This window comes from Winogradskyella sp. ECml5-4 (assembly GCF_036903175.1).
GTDB classification, from domain to species: Bacteria; Bacteroidota; Bacteroidia; order Flavobacteriales; family Flavobacteriaceae; genus Winogradskyella; species Winogradskyella damuponensis.
Genome location: NZ_JAYJLF010000009.1, coordinates 106,051 through 123,573, shown reverse-complemented (window position 1 = coordinate 123,573; position 17,523 = coordinate 106,051). Strand labels below are relative to the sequence as shown.

Sequence of the window (17,523 nt, the reverse complement as noted above, 5' to 3'; positions counted from 1 at the left end):
AATGTACTATGAAAACTACAAGAACACTTTTTCTATTATTTACAGTATTTGCTATAGGTTTTAACACCTATGCGCAAGAAAACAAAAGACCGTTAATGGGTAACGCTTATGGTATTATTAATATTGATGAATACGTAACGCTACTTCCTAAAAGTCATAATGGTATCATCAAAGACATCAGATTAATAGACCGTGAACACGCAGGTGTAAGAATCTTTAGGTTGTATGACGAAGTGCCTATGCACTACCACGCAAAATCTGATGCTTACCTCTACATTTTAAATGGTAAAGCAGAATTTTATGTTGCCGATAAAGGTCCTGTTGTTGCAGGAAAAGGCGACTTACTTTTTTGGGAAAAAGGCACAGCACACGGTAACGGGAAAATTTTGGAAGGTCCGTTAGACGTACTCGTTTTTGACGCAATAGCCAGAGACCCAAGCGATGTTATCTGGGTAGACCCATCAACCCAAAAGAAGTTTTTGGGCAACTAATTAAATCAATTCAATTTTAAAAACAATAACGATGAAAACAGTAACAATTATAAAAACAGTCTTGTTCGCACTTGTAATGAATTTTACACTATCAACACAAGCACAATTAGAAACGATAGCAACATTTCCAGAATCAAGACCAGGAAATATAACGGTGTCTAACGACGGAAGAATATTTGTAACAATGAGTGCCTTAAGTGCTTCAAAGTATATGGTGAAAGAAATTTTACCTAATGGAGAAGCTATTCCTTTTGGAGATAAAGAATGGATTGTAAAACCAGAAAACGGAAGTATAAAAGGTATCAATTCAACTATCGGAATACAAGCCGATGCTAACGGAATTCTTTGGGTGTTGGATATGGGTAACGTAAAGCAAAATCAGGTTCCAAAATTGGTTGGTTTTGATTTGGTAACCGGAAACGTCACAAAAGTTTTTCCAATTCCAAATACGGTATTGTCAACAAAACCTTTTTTACAGGATTTTGTGATTGATGTTAAAAACAACACTGCTGTAATTGCAGATATGACCGATGCTTTAAATCCGCCAATTGCACCTGCTTTTGTAGTGATAAACTTAGAAACAGGTTATATAAGACGTGTTTTGGAAGGGGATGCATCATTTTTGCCTGCTGATGAACCAGTGAAAATTCACGGTAGATTGGTTTCCCACAAAAGAAAAGACGGTACTACCATTCAACCAAGATACCCATTAAATCCAATTTCTATAGATGACAAAAACAATTATATCTACTATGGTGCAATGGGGAATACCAAAATTTACCGCATACCTTCTGCTGTTTTAGCTGATGAAAGTAAGCAAGATAGCGACCTGAATAAGTACATTGAGTTTTATGCCAACAAACCAAAATCTGACGGATTTAAAGTGGGTGCAAACGGTAAAGTGTATGTAACCGATGTTGAAAATTCAGCCATTGTAGAAAGTACGCCTGCTGGAATGAAAACCATTGCGCAATCCCAAAAAGACCTGTCTTGGCCAGATGGTGTTGCCATACACGGAAACTACTTGTATATCGTAGCAAATCAGCTTCACAATCTGCCTTTATTAAATGAAGGAAAAGATGCCAGTAAACCACCTTACTTGGTGCTCAAAATGAAGCTTCAAGATTAAATAAAATTAAAAGTAAGTGATGTATGAGCAGTATTAAATGTGACATACATCACTTTAAAATGGTGATGTACATCCTCGCACACCTCTTGCTTTAATCGGAAATTTGTATAAGAAATTTAAAAACATATTAAAATGAAAACAATAGTAAATACATTAAAAACAATGGCGTTAGCAGCTACTCTTTTCACTGCTTTAACTACAAACGCACAACAAGTACCAACGTCACCTTATGGTGCAGACGATGAAATTGGAGCACTAAACCTTTTGAATGAAGAAACAGTTTTAGATGCGGTAAAATTGGTGAAGAAAGGAAAAGTATACCGCTTAGGAATGGTGGTAAATGCAGAAACTGCAGCTTTCCGTCACAGATACTTTCATATTGAAACCTTACAACCAGAAACTGCTGCTGCAGGTTCTAACAAATTCACTTACGTAGATGATCAGTTAATTGGTTGGACAGGTGTTGGATCTCAAATAAACGGATTGGCACATTACGGTAGAGACAATGTGCATTATAACGGACATAAAGTTGAAGATTTTTTAACCGTTTCTGGTGTAAAAAAATTAGGTCTAGAAAAATTACCGCCAATAGTTACTAGAGGTATTGTATTAGATATGCGCTCTTACTACAATCAGGATATTGTAAATGAAGGCACTGTTTTTACAGTAGAAGACATTGAAAAAGTAGCCAAAAAACAAGGCATTGAAATCCGTAAAGGAGATGTGGTTTTGTTTTACACAGGATGGACAAAATTAATGGGTAAAGATGACAAACGTTACCTAGCTGGCGGACCTGGAATTGGTACTGAAGCTGCACATTACTTAGGTAAAAAAGGAATTGTAGCAGCAGGTGCAGATAATTGGTCTTTTGAAGCTGTACCACACGAAAATAGCGAACTGTCTTTCCCAGTAAATCAAATGATGGCAACCGAATATGGTGTACAAGTATTGGAAAACATTCTTGTAGATGAGTTGGTAGAAGATAAAGCTTGGGAATTCCTTTTTGTATTAGGTCACCCATTATACGAAGGGTCTACACAAGTACAAATTAATCCAGTAGCTATTAAATAAGAATAACAAAAAACGATTAGAAATCATGGAAACATCAACTATAAATAAAGACACAACGGTAGTTAAAAAGAAGGGACTACCAGCCGCATTATGGGCATTGACCATAAGTGCATTTGCCATAGGAACAACAGAATTTGTAATTGTAGGTCTACTATCTACCGTTGCAAACGATTTAGGGACATCATTAACATCAGCAGGATTATTAGTAAGCCTGTACGCCATTGGTGTTGCCATTGGAGCACCCATACTAACTGCCTTAACAGGTAAAATTCCTAGAAAACAATTATTAATGGGTATTATGGTGCTTTTCATTGTTGGTAACGGATTAGCAGCTATCTCACCAAGTTTTGAGTTGTTGCTATTATCAAGAGTGGTAACAGGTTTTGCGCACGGTGTATTTTTCTCTATCGGGTCTACCATTGCAGCTAGTTTAGTGCCAAAAGATAAAAGGGCAACTGCCATTTCTATAATGTTTGCTGGTCTTACAGTAGCTATTGTAACCGGTGTACCTTTAGGAACATATATCGGTCAGAATTTTGGATGGAGAGCTACTTTTATAGGTGTTGCCCTTTTAGGATTAGTAGGTGCTATAGCTAGTTTAGCTTTGGTGCCTAAAAACATCAAACAATCAGCGCCATTACGTCTTATTGACCAATTAAAAGTGATTAAGAATCCGTCTATTTTATTGGTGTTAGCCATTACTGCATTTGGTTATGGTGGTACGTTTGTAACTTTTACTTATCTAACACCGTTATTAGAAGAGGTTACTGGTTTTTCTTCAGATATGACTAGTATATTTCTATTAATTTATGGTATCGCCATCGCGATTGGGAATATCATAGGTGGTAAAGTCTCTAACAACAAACCAGGAAAAGCCTTATTAGTAATGTTTGCGTTACAAGCTATAGTATTGTTTGTTTTATACTTCGCAGCTTCTAGCCAAATTTTTGCAATAATAACCTTATTTTTTATGGGAATACTTGCTTTTTCAAACGTGCCAGCATTACAACTATATGTAGTGAAAATGGCCGAAAAATATCTTCCTGGAACAGAAGACGTAGCATCTGCATTAAACATTGCAGCTTTTAACGTCGGTATTGCTATTGGTGCTTATGTAGGCGGAATGGTTGTGGAATCTGATTTAGGTATTGAAGCAACACCTTGGGTAGGTGGTATTCTAGTAATTGTAGGGTTCTTGTTGACCCTCGTTTTGTTCAAAAAAGAAAAAATATAAATAATATAATGATGACTACATTAAAATTTAGAAATAACGACGAAATGCCAATTTTAGGCTTAGGAACATTTAGATCTGAACCTAATGAAGTGTACAATGCTGTTCTTTCGGCTATAAAAATTGGATACAGACATATTGATTGTGCTGCGGCATACGGTAACGAAAAAGAAGTTGGTAATGCTATTGCCGAAGCCATAAAACAAGGTTTAGTTACCCGTAACGATTTATGGGTGACTTCTAAATTATGGAATGCTTCCCACGGAGCGGAAAATGTGATTCCTGCACTGAACCAGACTTTAGAAGATTTACAACTAGAGTATCTAGACCTGTATCTTATCCACTGGCCTGTCGCTCTTAAAAAAGGAACGGAAATGCCAGAAAAAGCATCCGATTTTATTCCATTATCAGAGGTGCCATTAACCAATACTTGGAAAGGGATGGAAGCTGCTTTAGAGCAAGGACTTGCAAAGCATATTGGCGTGAGTAATTTCAATGAAAATCAGTTGAAAGAAATAATGACGAGTGCAGTGCATCAACCAGAAATGAATCAAGTAGAAATGCATCCGTTTTTGCAGCAGAAAGCATTACAATCATTTTGCGTACAAAACGATATTCTGCTAACTGCATACGCACCATTAGGTTCGCTTGTAGATGACAACAGCACGCTACATTTGTTGGAAAATGACACCATAAAAAACATTGCCAACGCAAGACATATGTCGCCTGCACAAGTAGCATTGGCATATACAATGCAACGAGGCATTGCAGTAATTCCTAAATCTACAAATGAAGTACGATTACTTCAGAACCTAGAGACATTAAACCAAACACTTACAGAAGAAGATATGGCTTTGCTGAAGGATTTAGATAAAGGACACCGTTTCATAGATGGCAAATTTTGGGAAGTTGAAAACGGACCCTACACTGCAGATAGTATCTGGAATGCTTAATCACATTGTTCATCAGGTGTCTTAACGGATACCTGATGAATTTAAAAACACACACACTATGAATCCATTTGATAAACTATACAAGCCAGGTAAAATGACACTTGGTATAGAGTTTCCTTTAGATAACGATTGGTCAACCGAAGGCAATAGCAAACGTTTGGAAGACAACAGATCTTTTGGAGTACCCGATATTTCCAATCATTTAGCATTGGCACAACAAATTGATGAAGCAGGATTCGCAGCTTTATGGATGCGAGATGTTCCGGTGTACGACCCTAACTTTGGCGATGGTGCTCAATTGTTTGATACCTTACCGTACTTGGGGTATTTATCTGCCGCTACCAAAAACATTTTGTTAGGTACGGCTGCCATAGTATTGCCCTTACAACAGCCAATAAAGTTAGCCAAAGCTGCTGCTACCATAGAAAATTTAAGTGATGGTAGACTTTTGTTAGGTTTAGGTTTGGGCGATAGGCCTGTGGAGTTCCCAATGTACAATATCGACTATAAAAAAAGACCTGAAATCTTTAGAAAAAATCTTGATATCATCAAAGAAGCTTGGAAAACGAACAGTAATTTAAAATCTAAATACGATTTTTTAACTAACGGTATAGAAGTCTATCCTAAACCGAAAAAAGACATTCCGCTTGTAGTCGCTGGTCATTCCGGACAAAGCATTAATTGGATTGCCAAAAACGCTCAAGCTTGGTTTAATTATCCAAGACCGGTAGCGGAAACTTTAGAAAACAGAAAATACTGGTGTAATGCTTTGTATGATGAAAACCAAGCAGCCAAACCTTATATTTCTGCTATACATTTAAACTTAGATTCAAATGATAATGCTACTTTTAAACCACAGCGTTTTGGTGGTACGGTAGGCATCAACCATCTTACCGAATATTTAAAGTCCTATGAAAATGTAGGAGTCAACCATATGGCTATCAACCTCAGAAAATCTGAAACGCCAGTTAATGAAGCAATAAATAAAATTAAAGAAATTGTTCTGCCAGAGTTTGATGCTAACTAGTTATTTCATTACTATTCTTTAAATGATTGATAAAAAAATTAAATAATAATAATTTCCTAAATTAAAAACGCGTGGTAACAATGTATATAAGTAATTACTTAACCACATAACATCCTAGAGCAGCGAACAGACGAAAAAAATCACATAAGCGCTAAGCAATAATAAAAAAAATAATGCTTCTTAATTCAGTATTAGAACACAATAAGCAAAACCATTAGTATCACCAATTAGCCCCTGTGTTCTTCTAAAAAAAGCAAATACAAAAATACAGGTTATAGCATGGTTATAGCGTGCTTATAATATGGTTATGACAATCTTATAGCATGATAAATTTAGTTGAAAACAAAAGTAAAATATCCGTATACACTAAGAAAAGAAAAGACTGAACTTCATTTTACCATACCAAACAAAAAAAACTGAGTTTAAAAAGCTTTAACAAGCTAATTTTAAACTCAGTTTTTAATTAAAGCAATAATATATACTAACTTAAAAGCTCCACAATCTCATCAAATTGTTTATCTCTCGCATAGTCTAAAGCCGTTTTACCATCCTTGTCTTTAATGCTAGTATCTGCTTTATAGTCTATAAGCAATTTTACAATAGCAACCTTGTTATATTGCGTAGCAAATATCAAAGCTGTGATACCATTAGTATTCACCGCATTAATATCGGCTCCATGTTCTAATAAGGTGGTTGCCAAGGCAACATTCCCTTTAAAACTAACACCAATCAATGCCGTATTTCCTGAAGCATCTTTAGCATTAAGATCCGCCTTATGATTAATAAGTATCTGCGTGGCCAGATCATTATCAAAGTAGGTCGCTAAAATAAGTGGAGTAAATCCACGAGCATCTTTTTCGTTAATTAATTTAGGGTTTATATGTATTAAGGCTTCTAATCTATCTTTATCTCCAGATCTAATCGCCTCAAAAAACACATCGATATCTCTCATGATCTTTCTTTTTTAAAATAAAAAGGAATAAGTTTTTAAGCTCACTCCTCTTTATATATTATATGAATTCCTTTAATTATTTTAAGTCAAAACGGTCTAAATTCATCACTTTAGTCCAAGCCGCAACAAAATCTTTAACAAAGCGTTCTTGACCATCGTTAGCTCCGTACACTTCTGCAATTGCTCTTAATTCGGTATTCGATCCAAAAATTAAATCGGCTCGCGTCCCTTTAAAGGTCACGTCTCCTGTTTTACGGTTACGGCCTTCAAAATAACGATCGTCTTCTGAAGTAGCTTTCCATGTGTAGGTAAAATCAAGTATGTTTTTAAAGAAGTCGTTAGTTAAACTGCCAACAGTATCTGTAAACACACCGTAATGAGAACCATCATAATTAGCCCCTAACACACGTAAACCACCAACTAAAACGGTTAATTCGGGTACAGAAAGTGTTAATAAATTTGCTTTATCTACTAATAAATCTTCTGCTGCAATTTTTAAGTCGCCTTTTATGTAATTTCTAAAGCCATCTGCTAATGGCTCTAAATAGCCAAACTGTTCTACATCTGTTTGCTCTTGTGTGGCATCTCCTCTACCTTGTGTAAAAGCAACAGTATGATTATAACCTGCATTTTTCAATCCTTTTTCTACACCAACATTTCCAGCTAAAACAATAAGGTCTGCCATAGAAACGTCTCCGCTAAATGCATTCTGAATACCTTCTAAAACAGCTAATACTTTATGTAATTCTGCTGGATTATTTACTTCCCAACTGCGTTGTGGTTCTAATCGAATACGAGAACCATTAGCACCACCTCTATTATCTGAACCTCTAAAAGTTGAGGCAGAAGCCCAAGCAGTAGTAACAAGTTGAGCAATAGTTAATCCTGAATCTGAAACCATACCTTTTAGTGTTTCAATATCGGTATCACTTAGCGTATAGTTTACTGTAGGAATGGGGTCTTGCCATAATAGTTCTTCTTTGGGCACTTCAGGCCCCAAATAACGTGATGTTGGTCCTAAATCACGGTGTGTTAATTTGTACCAAGCACGGGCAAAGGCATCTTCAAAGGCTTTATGATCGGTATGAAAACGTTTAGAAATCTCTAAATAAATAGGGTCGACTTTTAGTGCAATATCTGCTGTAGTCATCATTAAATTTTGTCTACCATTGGCATCACCTGCTTTTGGTGCCATTCGCGCATTAGACGCTGCTGTTGGTTTCCATTGGTGAGCGCCTGCCGGACTCTGAGTTAATTCCCAATCATAATTTAATAAGACATCAAAATACTCATTATCCCAACGCGTCGGATTTGGTGTCCATGCTCCTTCTATACCACTTGTAATGGTATCATCTAAAACACCTGTACCAAATGAATTTTTCCACCCTGTACTCATCTCTTCAATTGGTGCACCATGTGGTTCTTTTCCAACGTATGTATTAGTATCTGCTGCACCATGTGCTTTTCCAAAGGTATGTCCACCAGCAACAAGCGCTACAGTTTCCTCATCATTCATAGCCATTCTACCAAAAGTTTCTCTTACATCGCGTGCAGAGCCCATAGGATCCGGATGTCCATTAGGCCCTTCTGGGTTTACATAAATCCATCCCATCATTACCGCTGCTAACGGATCTTCTAAATCTCCTTCTTTATATCTATCCTCGTTTGCTCCCCATTCGGTTTCACTTCCCCAATAAATATCCTGTTCTGGTTCCCAGACATCTTCTCGCCCACCTGCATAACCAAAGGTTGGGAACCCCATAGATTCTAAAGCACAGTTTCCTGCAAGAATCATTAAATCTGCCCAAGAAATCTTATTCCCATATTTTTGTTTAATAGGCCATAATAACAAACGGGCCTTATCTAAGTTTCCATTATCTGGCCAACTATTTATAGGAGCAAAACGTTGGTTTCCGGATCCTGCACCTCCACGACCATCACCTACTCTGTAGGTTCCTGCACTATGCCAAGCCATACGTATCATTAAGCCTCCATAATGACCATAATCTGCAGGCCACCAATCTTGTGAATCGGTCATTAAATCAGTAACATCTTTTTTAAGCGCGTCAAAATCTAAACTATTAAACGCTTCAGCATAATCAAAATCCTCTCCCATAGGATTAGACTTCGTTGCATGTTGACGTAAAATATTAAGTTTTAATTCGTTTGGCCACCAGTCTCGGTTTTTAACTCCACCTCCACCTGTGTGTTTTACTGTACCGCTTAAATAAGGACATTTAGCAGCGCTTTCATTAATATCAAAATTCTTCCCTTGAGGAGCATCGTTTTCGTGAGGATTCTTTTCCATGTATTACAATTTTTATGTGTTTAATTTTTTATAAAGTTATGCATTAATGCGCTTTAGGCTTAAGTTACGCATTTTTTTAATTAATTTTTCAATAGCTAAAAACTATTCAAAAACAAAATATTATAGTCAACACAAATAAAATTATGATTTATTTAGTAAATAATCTCAAAAAAAAATCGTAACTTTTCTATATGAATTAATACCTATAATTATGAGCACTACAGAATATACAAAAGTTTACTACGGTAATTTTATTTTAGTTACACGAGTTAAAGACGAATTGGAAGCCTCTGGCATAATACCAATCATAAAAGATGAAGGAGAATCGCAACGTTTAGCAGGTTATGCATCAATGAATCAAGGCTTTCAAGAAGTTTTTGTCCATAATGATGAATTAGATAAAGCTATGGCGATTATTAATAGAGTAAAAGCAGAAATGGAAGCTGCTTCATAATGATAAGAAACGCTCTCCCATGAATAGAATGTACAACCTAAAATACTTAGTCTGGTTTTTAAAACCTTGACTTAGTATGAATAGATACTTCGAGTTAAAACAAAAAAAATGCTGATATTAAAAAATATCAGCATTTTTATTTTAAAGGAATAAGATGCTATTAAGCCGTTACATTATACATCTTTTCGCGTTGTTCTTTTATCTTTTTATCACTCATGTACTCATCAAACGTCATATAACGATCAATAACTCCACTTGGTGTTAATTCTATAATTCTATTACCAACGGTTTGCGCAAACTCGTGATCATGTGTTGTTAATAAAATGGTGCCTTTAAAGTTTTTTAACGAATTGTTAAACGCTGTAATACTCTCTAAATCTAAGTGGTTGGTTGGCTCGTCTAACATTAATACATTAGCTCTCATCATCATCATACGGCTAAGCATACAACGTACTTTTTCACCTCCAGACAAAACATCTGATGTTTTTAGAGCTTCTTCACCACTAAAAATCATTTTCCCAAGGAATCCTCTAATATTCACTTCCTCTCGCTCCTCTTCTGTTTGTGCCCACTGACGTAACCAATCGACCAAAGTCAATTTATTATTAAAAAATTCGCTATTATCTAATGGCAAATACGATTGTGTGGTAGTAACTCCCCAATCAAATTTTCCAGAATCCGCTTGTTCATTACCATTAAGTATTTGATAAAAAGCTGTTGTTGCTCTAGAATCTTTAGAATACACAACAACTTTATCTCCTTTATTTAAGTTGATATCAATATTATTAAATAAAACCTCATTTTCTATACTAGCAGATAAGCCTTGAACATTCAAAATCTGATCTCCAGCTTCACGATCGCGTTCAAAAATGATAGCAGGATAACGACGACTAGAACGTTTAATTTCTGATATATTTAATTTATCAATCATTTTCTTTCTACTCGTTGCTTGCTTAGATTTAGCTACGTTAGCAGAGAAACGACGAATAAAATCTTCTAATTCTTTCTTCTTTTCTTCAGCCTTTTTATTTTGCTGTGCATGTTGTCTTGCTGCTAATTGAGACGACTCGTACCAAAACGTATAGTTACCAGAGAAATGGTTAATCTTCCCAAAATCGATATCCGAAATATGTGTACAAACAGAATCTAAAAAGTGTCTATCGTGAGAAACCACAATCACACAGTTATCATAATTAGCCAAGAAATTCTCTAACCACGAAATTGTTTCATAATCCAAATCGTTGGTAGGCTCATCCATAATTAACAAATCTGGATTACCAAACAAAGCTTGTGCTAATAATACACGTACTTTTTGCTTTCCATCTAAATCTTTCATTAAGGTATAATGGTATTCTTCCTTAATTCCTAAATTAGACAACATAGCTGCAGCATCACTGTCTGCATTCCAACCATTCATTTCTTCAAACTGCACTTGAAGCTCACCTATTTTTTCAGCATTTTCATCCGTATAATCAGCATAAAGAGCATCTAGCTGAGATTTCAATTCATATAAAGGTTTGTTTCCCTTTAAGATGGTTTCTAAAACCGTGTCTTCATCATGCTTATTGTGATTCTGCTCTAAAACAGACATACGCTTACCTGGCTCTAAATGAACACTTCCTGAAGTCGGATCCATTTTTCCTGCTATAATCTTTAAAAAAGTAGATTTTCCGGCGCCATTGGCACCAATAATACCATAGCAATTACCATTATTAAATGTGGTGCTTACTTCATCAAAAAGTACGCGTTTTCCGAATTGAACTGATAGATTAGAAACTGATAACATATTTTAAAACTTTATTGTATTTGCCTTAAGCTTAACTAAGACCAAATTTTGAGAGTGCAAAAGTAGAAAATTTAAGCCAAACTCAACCATATAACTATATTATCAATTTTAAAAAATCATAAAATTTTATATTTTTAAACACTTCCAAATCTTTTTTCCTATCCAAAACAAAAAAATAAAAACCTAATATGACTTATAACTCTATAGAAGGAACAATAATTATTAATAAAAGCATTATTTTATCACCTGTAAACGAAATAAATACACACTTAACAATATTTAACGAGGTCTTAACAAGAGTTCAGTAATGCATCACATACTTTTGTTATACTAATCTTTTATAAAAAAATCTTATGCTAATCCGACGTATAGTTATTGCTATTACTTTGTTATCTACTGTTTTTGGATGTCATTTCAAAGGAAATAACACGAGCGATTATGCATACCTAGGTGGAGAAATTATTAATCCAAAGAACAATAGTGTCACCTTATACAATACAGAGGGTAAAATATTAGACTCTATCACTTTAGACACCAATAATAGATTTATTTACAAGGTAGATAATCTAGAACCAGGATTGTATTCTATTACACATGGTGGAGAATATCAAATGTTATTGTTAGAGTCTAATGATAGTATTATGTTTCGACTAAATACATATGATTTTGATGAATCTTTAGTATTTACAGGAAAAGGAGCTAAAAAGAACAACTATCTTATTAAAACTTACTTATCTAACGAAAAAGAAGCTAAACAGTTAGTTAAGTACTCTAAAATGGAACCCGAAGCTTTTAATGATTTTGTTGAAAAAAGACGTAACTCTCAACTCGATGAATTTCATCAATTCTTAATGCAAAACGAAGAATCTGAGTTCTTTAAGTCCATTATTGAAGCTAATATTAATTATAATGCTTATGCAGATAAAGAGATTTACCCTTTTGCATACTTTGGCAATAATAAGTTAATTCATATTAAAGACTTACCTAAAGACTTTTTTGAACACAGAAACCATATCGATTATAACGCTAGCCACTTAAGCCGTTTCTTTGCCTATAACCGTTTTTTATCTTCACATATAGAAAATTTAGCTACACACACCTATTACAAACACAATGCTTTTCACAGCAAATTTAATAGGCATACTATGGACTATAATATGTCTAAACTCGATTTAATTGATAGTATTATTACTAATGAAACGATTAAGAACAATCTTTTAAAGTATAAAGCTATAGATTATATCAGTCATAATCATACTGAAATTGAAGCGAATAAATTTTTAGATTATTATTTAACAAAAAGTACTAATGATGAAGATCAACGTTACATGAAAGACTTGGTATCATCATTAAAGCGCTTACGTCAAGGTAATCCTCTACCAAATATAGCACTTGTTAATTATAACGATACAGAACATTTAATTACTTCTATAATAAACAAACCAACCATTATTTATTTTTGGACTTCTAACTCTAAATCACAATATAGAAATAGTCATTTTATGGTAGATAAGTTAAAATCTAATTTTCCACAAATGGATTTTATTTCTATTAATGTCAATGATAATGACGATAAATTCTGGAAAAAAATCATTAATAACTATAGCTTCCCTACAATAAATGAGTTTAAGTTTAAAAATTCTAAACTAGCACGTAAAACTCTAGCAGTAAACTACTTAAATAAGGCTATCATTGTAGATGAGAACGCCATGATTTTACATCCAAATGCCAATATTTTTAGCTCTGATTTTAAAGAAACACTTGAAGAATTATTACAAAAAAAGCATCTTATTGTTAAACAAGATGCTCTTTAATATGGGGTAAAATTAATTTTAATTTCCTTTCTTATAATCTGCTAAGAACTTTTCTAAACCGATGTCTGTTAAAGGGTGTTTTAATAATCCAGTAATAGAACTTAAAGGTCCTGTCATAACATCTGCACCTAATTTAGCACAATCTATCACATGCATTGTATGACGTACAGAAGCAGCTAATATTTGCGTTTCAAAACTGTAGTTATCGTAGATATGACGAATTTCAGCAATAAGATTTAAACCATCTGTAGAAATATCATCTAAACGGCCAATAAACGGAGACACATAAGTTGCTCCTGCTTTTGCTGCCAATAATGCCTGACCTGGTGAAAATACCAAAGTAACATTAGTTTTAATTCCTCTATCAGAAAAATATTTACAAGCCTTAATACCATCTTTAATCATTGGTAACTTAATAACAATCTGATCGTGTAATTCTGCTAAAGCTTCACCTTCTCTAACCATACCATCAAAATCTGTAGAAATAACTTCTGCAGAAACATCTCCATCTACAATATTACAGATGTCAACATAATGTTTTAAAATATTGTTTGTCCCTGTAATGCCTTCTTTAGCCATTAGTGATGGGTTTGTGGTAACACCATCTAAAATTCCCATATCTTGAGCTTCTTTAATCTGCTCTAAGTTTGCTGTATCAATAAAAAATTTCATAAAAACTTGTTTTGAATTGTTGTGTTTTTGATTGTCGCGAATTTACGACTTTAAGCCTCATTTAAAGAAATGATTTTATAGAATATATTAACAATAGCCATTACCAACTGCGGTCTACAATTTATAATGATTCATCAATAACTTTTCATAAACTTTATCTGGAAGTATTCGTTTTAAAACAATAGAAAATTTCTGCATAAAAGCACCAACCTTATAATGGATTTTTGGATGTTTAGTTTCAATGATTTTATAAATAGCTTCTGCCATTTGCTTAGGGTCACTTCCACTATCTACATGGTCATCCATCATACGCAACGTATCTCCATACGTGGCTTTATAAGGTGAATTTTCTAAAACAGGAGCATGATAACGACCTGCAGCTATATTAGTTGCAAAATCTCCAGGCGCCACATTAGTCATATTAATATTAAAACCTTTTAGTTCCATTCTAAAAGCTTCAGTAATTAATTCGAGAGCCCCTTTGCTTGCACTATATACACCTCTATATGGTAACCCCATATAACCAGCAATAGATGTTACATTAATTATTAAACCAGAATTATGCTGGCGCATGGTAGGTAAAACCGCTTTAATGACATTAATTGGACCAAATAAATTGGTTTCAAAATTGCGCTTAATTTCTGCATCAGGAATTTCTTCAATAGGTCCTGTAATTCCCGCTCCTGCATTATTTAAAAGCACATCTATTTTAGATTCTTGCTTTAAAACCTCAGTAATACATTTAGAAATTGTTTCGGCTTTAGTAACATCTAAAGCTACAATTGGAAATTTACTATTAGGATACCTATTAGGATTCCTACTTGTACCATAAACTTTAAACCCTTTGGCTTGAAGAAATTCACCAACAGATTTTCCTATTCCAGAAGAACCACCTGTTATTAATACAACTTTAGACATACTGTTTTATATATTATAATATCGAAAATACAAATTATGAAATTAGTAGCGCTTTTAATAAGACACTAACCTCGATTAGAACCTCTATAAACTGAAAAAATCTCGATTCGCCAAGGCGTTCAAGATTTGAGTTTAGGGTACAAAAAAAGGCAAGCTACCTACATCACACCGCTACGACCATTTACCTTTGCTGCGTTCCCGCCCTGGAGGGTTCAACAGGAGCTGGTTGTGTAGGACTTGCCAGGTGCAAAGATACAATCTTTAATTACTTTCGCAATGATTTTTAAACTGAATTTTATTTAATAACTTGCTAAAAAATTAAACAGACCTTATGCAACTTTATAAATATTTCATTCTCTTATATTTAAGTCTAATAGTAACTAATTGTGGTAACACAAACACAGCAAAACAATCTAGCTTATCTATTAATACGACCGTAAAATCTTTAATGCTTGGCGATACGTTAAAATTATCCATAAATAATCCAAAACAATTAGAAATCAGCAATATTAGCTATAAAATTAACGGAAAGGCTGTTGATAATAATTCGGTTTTAAATAAAATTACGCTCGGCGAAAAAATTATAACTGCAACAGTAACTGTTGGTGAAAAGACTGAAACTCTTAAAAAATCTATTAAAGTCTTTAATAATATTATACCAACCATTTATACTTATGAAATTGTAAACACCTACCCTCACGATATAACATCTTATACTCAAGGTTTAGAGTTTTACAATGGCGAATTGTATGAAAGCACAGGTCAGAAAAGAAAATCTAAACTTAGAAAAGTAAATTTTGAAACTGGTGAAGTTCTAAAAAACATCAATTTAGAAGATCAATATTTTGGAGAAGGTTTAACCATTCTTAACGATAAAATCTATCAGCTTACTTGGCAAGCCAAAAGAGGCTTTGTTTACGATGTAAATACCTTTGAAAAATTAAAAACTTTTAATTACGGAACGAGTAAAGAAGGTTGGGGAATTTGTAACGACGGAAAAACATTATTTAAATCTGATGGTACAGAGAAAATTTACTTTTTAAATCCTGATAACTTAACTGAGGAAGGTCATCTTGAAGTTTATACCGAAAAAGGAAAAATTCCAAGTTTAAACGAACTCGAATGGATTAATGGCAAAATATATGCAAATATTTACCAACGTAATGGTGTGGTAATTATCAATCCTAACACAGGAGGTGTTGAAGGAGTTATAGATTTTAAACCTTTAAGAAAACTCGTAACTCAACATCCTGAATTAGACGTTCTAAACGGTATTGCTTACCACCCAGAACGTGAAACCATTTTTGTGACAGGGAAAAATTGGGACAAACTTTTTGAGGTTAAAATAAAAAAACAATAAGCTTTACTCACTGAAAAGTATAAGTCACTCATTCATCTTTTTATTAAACCTATAACTTTTGGTTCTTTGATATAACAATCAAACTAACCATGAGAAAAGTTATAACCATCAACATTCCAAAACCTTGCCATAAAGATTGGAATAAAATGACTCCAACACACCAAGGGCGTCATTGCTCTGCTTGCCAAAAAACAGTTATAGATTTCACAAAACAAACCGACGAACAAATTATTAAAACTTTAGAATCTCATGGCCATCTTTGTGGTCGCTTTAAAACTCAACAAATCAATAGAGACCTTGTTATAGCTCGAAAAGACAAAAACAATTATAGATCTTGGTTTGCCTCTGGCCTATTTGCTTTTTTTGCATTTGGAACTCAAGAGATTTACACTCAAATTGCTTCAAAAACCATTCAAACAGATAGCATACTAAAACCCATCGTAAAAGGAAAAGTAGCAACTTCTATTTTAAATGAGCATATATATACGGGTTCGGTTACAACAGCTATAGACGGTTTGCCGCTTCCTGGTGCCACTGTAATTCTAAAAAGAACGAAACATCAAGTTTATACCAATTTTGACGGCATTTTTTCATTGAAGGCAAAGCCAGGCGACACACTTGAATTTAAGTATTTTGGTATGTTTACTCAAAACCTTATTTTAAGTACTAAAAATAACATTACAATAGCATTGAAAGACGATGAGTGTAATAAAAATTATGTAATAGCTGGTTATGTCTCTTATAATTATAAAAGCAATACCAAGTGTAAAAGACAAAAGAGAAAACTAAAACGTCTAGCTAAGCAAGAAGCCATAAAAAATGGTGAACAAAAAAGAACTGCTGTAGGTAAATTATTTTACGGAATTAAAAGGTTATTTATTAAGAAATAATATCTTTAAGCATCAAAAATTGAAGATGCAAATATTTGAAAAAACCATAACCGTTTCAGAAGAAGATATCGACGATCTTAACCACGTAAATAACGTGCGTTATGTACAATGGGTTCAAGATATTGCTAAAGAACATTGGCTTGCCTATGCTACAAAAGATATACTAGAGGCGTATTCTTGGTTTTTAGTTAATCATTATATAGAGTATAAAAGTCCGGCACTATTAGGAGATCAACTTTTACTAAAAACATACGTTTCAGAAGTTGCAGGTGTTAGTACCATAAGACATGTAGAAATCATCAATATTAACACAAAAAAACTCATTGTAAAATCCAAAGCAAAATGGTGTTTAATGGATTCTAAAACACAACGTCCTACACGTTTACCACAAGAAATTGCCGAGCTTTTTGATTAATATTTAGGTTAAAGTTTTTTTAAAACACAGATTTCTTTCAACTTAATCACTT

General features: G+C 33.9%; 16 protein-coding genes and 1 other RNA gene. 11 read left to right on the top strand and 6 right to left on the bottom strand.

What is annotated here, in order from left to right:
* Nucleotides 1-8: 8 nt before the first annotated feature.
* The 6 genes from VDP25_RS10765 to VDP25_RS10740 all read left to right on the top strand — a co-directional run bounded on the left by VDP25_RS10765 (nt 9) and on the right by VDP25_RS10740 (nt 5,902).
* Complete coding sequence (locus VDP25_RS10765) at nt 9-491, top strand: cupin domain-containing protein (protein WP_334469611.1); 483 nt, start codon at nt 9-11, stop codon at nt 489-491.
* 31 nt (nt 492-522) lie between these two features.
* Nucleotides 523-1,620: an L-dopachrome tautomerase-related protein gene (locus VDP25_RS10760; protein ID WP_334469609.1), complete on the top strand. Its 1,098-nt coding sequence runs from the start codon at nt 523-525 to the stop codon at nt 1,618-1,620.
* Nucleotides 1,621-1,752: 132 nt separating this feature from the next.
* Nucleotides 1,753-2,691 (top strand): cyclase family protein, encoded by a 939-nt coding sequence (locus tag VDP25_RS10755; protein WP_334469607.1) that lies wholly within the window; start codon nt 1,753-1,755, stop codon nt 2,689-2,691.
* Between the two features lie 25 nt (nt 2,692-2,716).
* Entirely contained in the window at nt 2,717-3,925 is a 1,209-nt protein-coding gene (locus VDP25_RS10750) for an MFS transporter (RefSeq protein ID WP_334469605.1), read from the top strand.
* Between the two features lie 8 nt (nt 3,926-3,933).
* The gene (locus VDP25_RS10745; RefSeq protein WP_334469603.1) at nt 3,934-4,875 is read left to right on the top strand and encodes an aldo/keto reductase; all 942 of its coding nucleotides are present in this window, start codon (nt 3,934-3,936) and stop codon (nt 4,873-4,875) included.
* 58 nt (nt 4,876-4,933) lie between these two features.
* A complete protein-coding gene (locus VDP25_RS10740) occupies nt 4,934-5,902 on the top strand; it encodes a TIGR03571 family LLM class oxidoreductase (protein WP_334469602.1) in 969 nt (322 codons plus the stop codon).
* A gap of 481 nt (nt 5,903-6,383) precedes the next feature.
* On the opposite strand, the gene VDP25_RS10735 is transcribed toward VDP25_RS10740, so the two are convergent.
* Together VDP25_RS10735 and katG are read right to left on the bottom strand one after the other, a co-directional pair.
* Nucleotides 6,384-6,854, bottom strand: a complete 471-nt coding sequence (locus tag VDP25_RS10735) for an ankyrin repeat domain-containing protein (RefSeq protein WP_334469600.1) — start codon at nt 6,852-6,854, stop codon at nt 6,384-6,386.
* A 76-nt stretch (nt 6,855-6,930) separates the two neighbouring features.
* On the bottom strand, nt 6,931-9,162 hold the full coding sequence (gene katG, locus VDP25_RS10730) for a catalase/peroxidase HPI (RefSeq protein ID WP_334469598.1): 2,232 nt from the start codon (nt 9,160-9,162) through the stop codon (nt 6,931-6,933).
* A 211-nt stretch (nt 9,163-9,373) separates the two neighbouring features.
* Here katG and VDP25_RS10725 point away from each other — a divergent pair, with 211 nt between their 5' ends.
* Nucleotides 9,374-9,616, top strand: coding sequence for a putative signal transducing protein (locus VDP25_RS10725; RefSeq protein WP_215924874.1), 243 nt, complete (start codon nt 9,374-9,376; stop codon nt 9,614-9,616).
* A 160-nt stretch (nt 9,617-9,776) separates the two neighbouring features.
* Here the strand turns inward: VDP25_RS10725 and VDP25_RS10720 are convergent, their stop codons facing one another.
* The gene (locus VDP25_RS10720) at nt 9,777-11,402 is read right to left on the bottom strand and encodes an ABC-F family ATP-binding cassette domain-containing protein (protein ID WP_334469595.1); all 1,626 of its coding nucleotides are present in this window, start codon (nt 11,400-11,402) and stop codon (nt 9,777-9,779) included.
* A gap of 353 nt (nt 11,403-11,755) precedes the next feature.
* Here VDP25_RS10720 and VDP25_RS10715 point away from each other — a divergent pair, with 353 nt between their 5' ends.
* Nucleotides 11,756-13,216 carry a TlpA family protein disulfide reductase gene (locus VDP25_RS10715; RefSeq protein WP_215924876.1) on the top strand — a complete coding sequence of 487 codons (1,461 nt, stop codon included), beginning with the start codon at nt 11,756-11,758 and terminating at the stop codon, nt 13,214-13,216.
* Nucleotides 13,217-13,234: 18 nt separating this feature from the next.
* Here VDP25_RS10715 and fsa read toward each other — a convergent pair whose 3' ends face one another.
* From fsa to ffs, 3 genes are all read right to left on the bottom strand, one after another.
* On the bottom strand, nt 13,235-13,888 hold the full coding sequence (gene fsa, locus VDP25_RS10710) for a fructose-6-phosphate aldolase (protein WP_215924877.1): 654 nt from the start codon (nt 13,886-13,888) through the stop codon (nt 13,235-13,237).
* Between the two features lie 114 nt (nt 13,889-14,002).
* Nucleotides 14,003-14,806 (bottom strand): SDR family oxidoreductase, encoded by an 804-nt coding sequence (locus tag VDP25_RS10705; protein ID WP_334469592.1) that lies wholly within the window; start codon nt 14,804-14,806, stop codon nt 14,003-14,005.
* Between the two features lie 144 nt (nt 14,807-14,950).
* Nucleotides 14,951-15,049: signal recognition particle sRNA small type (ffs, locus tag VDP25_RS10700), an RNA gene on the bottom strand.
* 88 nt (nt 15,050-15,137) lie between these two features.
* On the opposite strand from ffs, the gene VDP25_RS10695 reads away from it, so the two are divergent.
* From VDP25_RS10695 to VDP25_RS10685, 3 genes are all read left to right on the top strand, one after another.
* Nucleotides 15,138-16,166 (top strand): glutaminyl-peptide cyclotransferase, encoded by a 1,029-nt coding sequence (locus VDP25_RS10695; protein WP_334469590.1) that lies wholly within the window; start codon nt 15,138-15,140, stop codon nt 16,164-16,166.
* Nucleotides 16,167-16,255: 89 nt separating this feature from the next.
* Complete coding sequence (locus VDP25_RS10690) at nt 16,256-17,056, top strand: carboxypeptidase-like regulatory domain-containing protein (RefSeq protein WP_334469588.1); 801 nt, start codon at nt 16,256-16,258, stop codon at nt 17,054-17,056.
* 25 nt (nt 17,057-17,081) lie between these two features.
* The gene (locus VDP25_RS10685) at nt 17,082-17,471 is read left to right on the top strand and encodes an acyl-CoA thioesterase (protein WP_334469586.1); all 390 of its coding nucleotides are present in this window, start codon (nt 17,082-17,084) and stop codon (nt 17,469-17,471) included.
* Nucleotides 17,472-17,523 lie beyond the last annotated feature (52 nt).